Source organism: Flavobacterium sp., from assembly GCF_013822155.1.
In the GTDB taxonomy this organism is placed as follows: domain Bacteria; phylum Bacteroidota; class Bacteroidia; order Flavobacteriales; family Flavobacteriaceae; genus Flavobacterium.
Genome location: NZ_PNJW01000086.1, coordinates 1 through 7,560 on the forward strand (window position 1 = coordinate 1; position 7,560 = coordinate 7,560).

At 32.4% G+C, this 7,560-nt stretch carries 8 protein-coding genes and 1 pseudogene; 8 read left to right on the plus strand and 1 reads right to left on the minus strand.

The window, feature by feature from the left end; translation table 11 throughout:
* The 8 genes and pseudogenes from C0512_RS14195 to rffA all read left to right on the plus strand — a co-directional run.
* Positions 1-497 (plus strand): annotated as a pseudogene (locus tag C0512_RS14195) (hypothetical protein); the annotation flags it as partial.
* Between the two features lie 19 nt (positions 498-516).
* Positions 517-1,374, plus strand: coding sequence for a glucose-1-phosphate thymidylyltransferase RfbA (gene rfbA / locus C0512_RS14200; RefSeq protein WP_290862703.1), 858 nt, complete (start codon positions 517-519; stop codon positions 1,372-1,374).
* Positions 1,375-1,415: 41 nt separating this feature from the next.
* Positions 1,416-1,967: a dTDP-4-dehydrorhamnose 3,5-epimerase gene (gene rfbC / locus C0512_RS14205; RefSeq protein WP_290862705.1), complete on the plus strand. Its 552-nt coding sequence runs from the start codon at positions 1,416-1,418 to the stop codon at positions 1,965-1,967.
* Positions 1,961-2,815, plus strand: coding sequence for a dTDP-4-dehydrorhamnose reductase (rfbD, locus tag C0512_RS14210; RefSeq protein WP_290862707.1), 855 nt, complete (start codon positions 1,961-1,963; stop codon positions 2,813-2,815). Before rfbC ends, rfbD begins: the two co-directional genes overlap by 7 nt.
* A gap of 7 nt (positions 2,816-2,822) precedes the next feature.
* Positions 2,823-4,247: a T9SS type A sorting domain-containing protein gene (locus C0512_RS14215; protein ID WP_290862709.1), complete on the plus strand. Its 1,425-nt coding sequence runs from the start codon at positions 2,823-2,825 to the stop codon at positions 4,245-4,247.
* 6 nt (positions 4,248-4,253) lie between these two features.
* Positions 4,254-5,180 (plus strand): glycosyltransferase family 2 protein, encoded by a 927-nt coding sequence (locus C0512_RS14220; protein WP_290862711.1) that lies wholly within the window; start codon positions 4,254-4,256, stop codon positions 5,178-5,180.
* Positions 5,177-5,857, plus strand: a complete 681-nt coding sequence (locus tag C0512_RS14225) for a GNAT family N-acetyltransferase (protein ID WP_290862713.1) — start codon at positions 5,177-5,179, stop codon at positions 5,855-5,857. The genes C0512_RS14220 and C0512_RS14225 overlap by 4 nt, the downstream gene beginning before the upstream one ends.
* Positions 5,854-6,984 carry a dTDP-4-amino-4,6-dideoxygalactose transaminase gene (gene rffA / locus C0512_RS14230; protein WP_290862715.1) on the plus strand — a complete coding sequence of 377 codons (1,131 nt, stop codon included), beginning with the start codon at positions 5,854-5,856 and terminating at the stop codon, positions 6,982-6,984. Before C0512_RS14225 ends, rffA begins: the two co-directional genes overlap by 4 nt.
* A gap of 11 nt (positions 6,985-6,995) precedes the next feature.
* Here the strand turns inward: rffA and C0512_RS14235 are convergent.
* The coding region (locus C0512_RS14235) for a hypothetical protein (protein WP_290862717.1) at positions 6,996-7,560 on the minus strand (565 nt) is incomplete at its 5' end.

Consider the following 7,560-nt stretch of genomic DNA (forward strand, 5'->3'; position numbering starts at 1 on the left):
AAAATTATCCCTTTCATGTGGTTTCGTTCTCCACTTCTAAAATTTCTTCTGAAGAAAAAACAGTAAATCCGATTCTTAATTATTTAAATGACAGTCAATATTATAAAGCATTACAAAAAGAATATTTGAATAATATTCAACTTAAAATGAGAGCTAATGATTCAATAATAAATCAAATAGATGCTTTAATGAATCAGTTTAAAAAGACAGCTAGCGGCTCTTCACAAAGTGATAAATTGGTTTATTATAATGAGAATACACAACTTAATGAAGTCATTAAAACGAAAGACAATTTAGTGAGGGAACAAGGTTTGTTGCGAATTGATTTAATCAGTTTAGATAAAGTTGTAAAAGACAATAGTGTAATTCTAAATAGTAAAGATACCAAAGGGACAAATGGAAAAATGAAGTTTTTGATTCCATTTTTGTTTCTGATTTTATTCATGACGGTCAAAGGATTTATAAGATTTTATAACAATCAATTGGCTAAGAATTAAAGGAATTAATACAAGTTTCATGAAAGGAATTATATTAGCCGGAGGCTCTGGAACAAGATTACATCCGTTAACATTAGCGGTCAGTAAACAATTAATGCCTATTTACGACAAACCAATGATTTATTATCCGTTGTCAACCTTAATGTGGGCCGGAATAAATGAGATTTTAATTATATCAACACCGCATGATTTGCCTTTGTTTCGACAACTTTTAGGAGATGGAAGCAAATTAGGCTGTCGTTTTGAATATGCCGTTCAAGAACAACCAAATGGTTTAGCAGAGGCGTTTATCATAGGAAAAGATTTTGTGGGCAATGACAAAGTAGCGTTAATTCTTGGCGATAATATTTTCTATGGAACAGGTTTAGCCGAGTTGCTCCAAAAAAACAATGATCCGAATGGCGGAATAATTTATGCCTACCACGTTTTAGATCCGGAACGTTATGGTGTCGTTGATTTTGATGCAAATGGAAAAGTACTTTCGATAGAAGAAAAACCGGAACATCCTAAATCGAATTATGCCGTTCCCGGAATTTATTTTTATGACAATTCTGTGTTAGAGATTGCTGCAAATATTAAACCGAGTCATCGAGGTGAATTGGAGATTACAGACGTTAATAAAGAATATTTACATCGTGGGAATCTTCAAGTGAGCATACTCGACAGAGGAACAGCGTGGCTTGACACCGGCACGTTTCAATCGCTTATGCAAGCCGGACAATTTGTTCAGGTGATTGAAGAACGTCAAGGTTTAAAAATTGGTGCCATCGAAGAAGCTGCTTACAGAATGGGCTTTATCGACGCTAATCAATTAAAAAAAATAGCCGAACCACTTTTAAAAAGTGGTTACGGAACGCATTTGATGAGTTTAATATAAATTGACACATTGACTAATTGCCAAATAGGCAAATTAATTCTATGAAATTCACTGAAACCAAACTACAAGGATGTTTTATTTTAGAACCGAATGTCATTCGTGACGAAAGAGGCTATTTTATGGAAAGTTTTAATGAACGAACTTTTCAAAATGCCTTAGAACAAGCGGTACATTTTGTTCAAGATAATCAATCGGTTTCATCGCGAGGTGTTTTAAGAGGATTACATTATCAGACCGGTGAATTTGCTCAGGCAAAATTGGTTCGTGTCATCCAAGGAGAAGTTTTAGATGTTGCCGTTGATATCAGACCCGGGTCAAAAACTTTCGGACAATATGAAGCAGTGGTTTTATCGGCTGAAAATCAAAAACAGTTTTTTGTGCCAAGAGGATTTGCTCATGGATTTTTGGTGTTAAGTGAAACGGCTACTTTCTTTTATAAATGTGATAATTTCTATAATAAAGAATCAGAAGGAGGCATTATTTACAATGATGATTCCATTGGAATAGATTGGAATTTCGATACCGAAAAACTAATCATTTCCGAAAAAGATACCCAATTACCCACTTTAGCAAACGCCAAAAAAGCATGGTAGTTTTAGTAACCGGAGCCAACGGACAAGTAGGTCAAAGTTTGCAATTTATTGCACCCAAATATCCCGATATTCAATTTGTTTTTTGTGATTCGAAAGTGTTAGATATAACAAATTTGAATAACATACATCATGTCTTTAAACAATACAAACCAAACTATTGCATTAATACGGCGGCATACACTGCTGTTGACAAAGCCGAAAGTGAGCCGGAAAAAGCCCATTTAATCAATGTAAATGGAGCAAAAAATTTAGCTGAGATTTGCAAAGAATTCAAAACTGTTTTACTTCACATTTCTACTGATTTTGTGTTTGATGGAACTAAAAAAACACCTTATACAGAAGATGATATTCCCAATCCAACCGGAGTTTATGGAAAAACAAAACTAGACGGAGAAAAAGCTATTCAAGAAACATGGCATAAACATTTCATCATCCGAACATCTTGGGTGTATTCACAATTTGGAAACAATTTTATGAAAACAATGCTCCGTTTGGCCTCAGAGAGAGATTCACTATCCGTAGTCAATGATCAAATCGGTACACCAACCCACGCAGTAGATTTAGCCCAAGCTTTAATGTCAATAATTACTAAATGTCAGACTGAGCTTGTCGGAGTCTTCGGAATCTATAATTTTTCCAACGAAGGCCAATGCTCATGGTATGATTTTGCCAAAAAAATCTTCGAAATCAACAATATAAATATAAATTTACAATCCATTCCCACAACCAGTTTCCCTACGCCAGCCAAAAGACCAAGTTATAGTGTGTTGGATAAAACCAAAATCAAGACTGTTTTTAGGTTGAAGATTAAAGATTGGAAGGTAAGTTTAGAAACAGTATTTAAGTAATAAAAAAATGAAAAAAACACTAGGTTTATTGGCTTTATTGTTGCTTATTACAGGGAATATCCACGCTCAGTGTTATTGGAAATCTGTCAGTATCTCAGGAAGAATGGGTACCGGGATTAAAACGGATGGTACTTTATGGGTTTGGGGAGATATTGTTGAGGCCTCACTTAATAATTACAGTCCTTTTCCAGTACAGATAGGAACGGATAACGATTGGAAATCAGTTTCAACAGGCTTAAACTTTAGATTAGCAATTAAGAATAATGGGACTCTGTGGGCTTGGGGAAGCGAAAGTAATGGTTATTTAGGAAATGGATATATTTTGCCAAACGCAAGTACTGTTTATCAACCAACACAAGTAGGAACTGATGCTGATTGGAAGTCAGTTGATTGCCACAATGCACTACATACACTAGCTATTAAAGAAAACGGAACATTGTGGGTATGGGGAATAAAAAATACAGGTGCTCTAGGAGTGCCATCTAATGATAATATAGGTTTTCCAACACAAATAGGCTCAGATACTGATTGGTCCTTTGCAAGTGTAGGTTATTGTCTTTCTAGCATTTTAGGCGCACCTGTTGTATTAACATCTTCATTTGCTATTAAAAACGATGGTTCACTGTGGGCATGGGGATACAATTACCAAGGAACTTTAGGAATGCCAACATTTGATCCTATAATTACTTCACCAATTTTAATAAATACTATTAATAATGTGATTTCTGTAACAAGTTATCATGGCACTACACTTGCTATAAAATCCGATGGCACACTGTGGGGTTCAGGCGTAAATTTATATGGTGAATTAGGGGATGGAACTACAACATCCAAACCTTCGTTCATTCAGATAGGTACTGATACAAATTGGTTTTCAGTGAGTAAGGGTAAGTACCATTCCTTGGCAACAAAAACAGATGGAACACTTTGGACTTGGGGGAATAATCAATACGGGGTTTTGGGAACAGGTAATAATATTTATAACTCTTTTGTTCCAACACAAGTTGGTACGGAAACCAATTGGTCAAAGGTGACAGGGGGAAATGCCTCTTGTGCAGCTTTGAAAACTGACGATTCAATTTGGGCATGGGGCTTAAATACTCAAACCGTTTTAGGAATAGGTATGGAAAGCAACAATAGCATTAGAAATTACCCAACCATTATAAGCTGTAATGGATTAGGAATAAATAGTAATTCATTAGAAGGCATCAAAATTTATCCAAATCCTGTTCAAGACATACTTTCATTTGATTTTAACCAAAACAATAATGTCAAAAAACGTATTATTTTCGATTTATTAGGGAAAAAAGTAATAGAACAAAACGATAATTCTTATGGAGAGATTTATGTAGAAGAACTAAAGCCAGGTATTTATTTGATGAAAATCTATGTTGATGATACTATTTATCAGCAAAAATTTATTAAAGAATAAAATGTAATGAATCAAAAACCAACAATATCAATAGTAAGTCCAGTTTACAGAGCTGAAAAAATTGTGGAAAGGTTAGTAGCCGAAATCCAAACAGCAATGAGTGAACTAGAAGTACCGTATGAAGTTATTTTAGTTGATGATCGAAGCCCAGACGATTCATGGACGGTAATGAAAACAATTTCAGATAAATACAAAAATGTTAAATCCATTCGATTGAGCAGAAATTTCGGTCAGCATCCAGCAATAATGGCAGGTTTGAATTATGCTTCTGGAGAATGGATTGTTGTAATGGATTGCGATTTGCAAGATCAACCAAAGGAAATAATAAAGCTTTACAACAAAGCAATTGAAGGTTTTGATATTGTACAAGCAAGAAGAACCAATAGACAAGACGGTTACTTAAAAAAACTCTCCTCAAAGATTTTTTCTAAAGTATATGGGTTTTTTACCGATACTAAATACGACAATGAAATTGCTAATTTTGGGATTTATAACAAGAAAGCCATTACTTCTATTATAGATGTTTCAGATTATATTAAATTTTTCCCATTATTTGTAAATTTTGTGGGCTTTAAAGCAACTTCTATTCAAGTTGAACACGCATCGAGAGAATCAGGTAGCACAAGTTACAGCATTTCGAAACTTATCAGTTTGGCTTTTAATTCGATTATTTCATTTTCTAACAAACCATTAAAGATTTTTGTTAAGTTTGGAATGATCATCTCTTTACTCTCTTTTTTTATAGGAACTTATTATATAATAGAAGCAATTAATAATAAAATTGAAGTTTTAGGATATACTTCCATCATAGTATCCATTTGGTTTTTATCTGGAATAATAATCACTACAATAGGCATAACAGGTATTTACATAGGTAAAATTTTTGATCAAACCAAAAACAGACCCGTTTACATAATTGATGAAATAGTATGATTGTAAAAAGACTCGATTGGGATAGCGATTTTTTCGGATATGAAATAGGGGAAATTATTTTTAAAAACAATATTAATCTTAAGGACTCTGAAAAATTTGATCTTCTAATTATTAAATCAAGTGATGATTTTGAAATACTATTAGACGGTTTCAAAAATAATTTTTCTGAAACAAAAGTAATTTTTGAAAAAAAATTATCATTAATTCACTCAGAAAACACAAATATATACTCTATTGATGAGACAGATTATGATAGAAATGAGTTATACGAATTGGCCTATGAAAGCGGAAAACACAGCCGATTTGTGTTAGACAAGAATTTTCAGGCTGAAAATTTTAAAAAACTGTACCGAAAATGGGTTGATAATTCTATTTTTAAAGAAATCGCAGAGGATGTTATTATTTATAAAGAGGATAATCAAACAGTAGGTTTTGTCACGTATAAAACCAACGAAGATTCTGGATTTATTGGCTTGATTGCTGTAAGTGCAGCTCATCAAGGAAAAGGAATTGGAAATAAACTTTTATCGTACGTAGAAAACATTCTTTTTTCAAAAGGCATACAAAAGTTAATAATACCAACCCAGCTATCAAACATTGTAGCATGTAATTTTTACAAAAAGCAAAATTACACCATTCAACAAATACTATTTATTAAACATTATTGGAAAAAATGATACCTTTCAACAAACCATATCTTACTGGAAAAGAAACCTTATACATTGAAGATGCTGTCAAATCAGGTAAAATTTCCGGAAATGGAAAGTATACTCAAAAATGCCAAACTTTTTTTGAACAAACTTACGGTTTCAAGAAAACATTATTAACGACTTCTTGTACCGATGCATTGGAAATGGCGGCCATTTTAATAAACATTAAAGAAGGTGATGAGGTGATTATGCCATCCTACACATTTGTTTCTACAGCTAATGCGTTTGTTTTGAGAGGAGCAAAAATAGTTTTTGCAGACAGTAGAAAAGATCACCCAAATATTGATGAAACAAAAATAGAATCTTTAATTACTTCAAAAACAAAAGCAATAGTGCCCGTTCATTATGCCGGAGTCGCCTGCGAAATGGATACAATCATGGATTTGGCAAAAAAGTATAATCTTTTTGTGATAGAAGACGCAGCTCAAGCAATCGATAGTTATTTTAACGGGAAAGATGGAATGAAAAAAGCTTTGGGATCTATTGGACATTTGGCCGCTTTTTCTTTTCACGAAACTAAAAATATTATTTCCGGTGAAGGTGGAATGTTAGCTATCAATGATGAACAATTTATAAATAGAGCAGAGATTATTTGGGAAAAAGGAACCAATCGCTCTTCTTTTTTTAGAGGAGAAGTTGATAAATATGGCTGGGTAGATGTAGGAAGTTCATTTTTACCTTCTGAGATAATCGCAGCATTTTTATGGGCTCAGTTGGAAAATTTAGAAAAAATTCAATCTGTCAGAAAATCACACTGGGAAAATTATTATTCCAAATTAAAAGATTGGGCAGTAGAAAATCAAATTGAACTACCAAATACTCCTAATTATGCAACCAATAATGCTCATATGTTTTATTTGGTTTGTAAAAATTTAGAACAAAGAACAAGTCTGTTGGATTATCTTAAAAATAATGAAATTTTGGCAGTTTTTCATTATATTAGTTTACATAAAAGCCCCTTTTATCAAGTGATTTATAAAGGAAACGAATTGCCTGAAGCGGATAGATTTACAGATACATTAGTGAGATTACCACTTTTTTACGAATTGAATTTTGATAAAGTAATAGAAGCTCTTATTAAATTAGAATTTTAATAATAAATTTTTTATTCAAAATAAAGAGGAGCACCTTTGTCTTTACCCAGTTTAACAACAATTACATCATTAAACATTTTAATAGACTCATAGTTAGGCCATATTGGCATATTTTCAATTGAATCTTTAATCATGTCAAACTTTTCTTTCGTGTCAATCATTTTATATTCAGCCACATCAGCTTCCTTGAAGAAATTAACAATTCTGTAATTGTTTCCATTATCCCAAATATAAATTGAACCTCCGAAAATTTCAGAATCTTTTAATCTAAATTTTTGATGATATTCATAAGGAAAATATCCATAAAAATAAATGACTTTTTCTGTGGTAAAAAAGGAGGGATATTTTGTTTGAATTATATTGTCTATTTTCTCAGCTATTTTTTTATCGTGTTTGTAAATTTTATTTGCTGAATGAAAAAGTTTTGTTACGAAGTAAATATTTGTAAAAACAATTAAAAGGATTCCAATTTTGGAAATGAAAAACGAATTTATTTTAAAATAATTGATAGTAAATATAATTATAAATGCAAAAACAAGATTAGACGTTAAATAAAGGCGTGGAGGATGATATCCG

Coding starts and splice junctions, on each gene's coding strand:
- rfbA (WP_290862703.1), top strand. CDS start 517: ATGAAAGGAATTATATTAGCCGGAGGCTCTGGAACAAGATTACATCCG.
- rfbC (WP_290862705.1), top strand. CDS start 1,416: ATGAAATTCACTGAAACCAAACTACAAGGATGTTTTATTTTAGAACCG.
- rfbD (WP_290862707.1), top strand. CDS start 1,961: ATGGTAGTTTTAGTAACCGGAGCCAACGGACAAGTAGGTCAAAGTTTG.
- C0512_RS14215 (WP_290862709.1), top strand. CDS start 2,823: ATGAAAAAAACACTAGGTTTATTGGCTTTATTGTTGCTTATTACAGGG.
- C0512_RS14220 (WP_290862711.1), top strand. CDS start 4,254: ATGAATCAAAAACCAACAATATCAATAGTAAGTCCAGTTTACAGAGCT.
- C0512_RS14225 (WP_290862713.1), top strand. CDS start 5,177: ATGATTGTAAAAAGACTCGATTGGGATAGCGATTTTTTCGGATATGAA.
- rffA (WP_290862715.1), top strand. CDS start 5,854: ATGATACCTTTCAACAAACCATATCTTACTGGAAAAGAAACCTTATAC.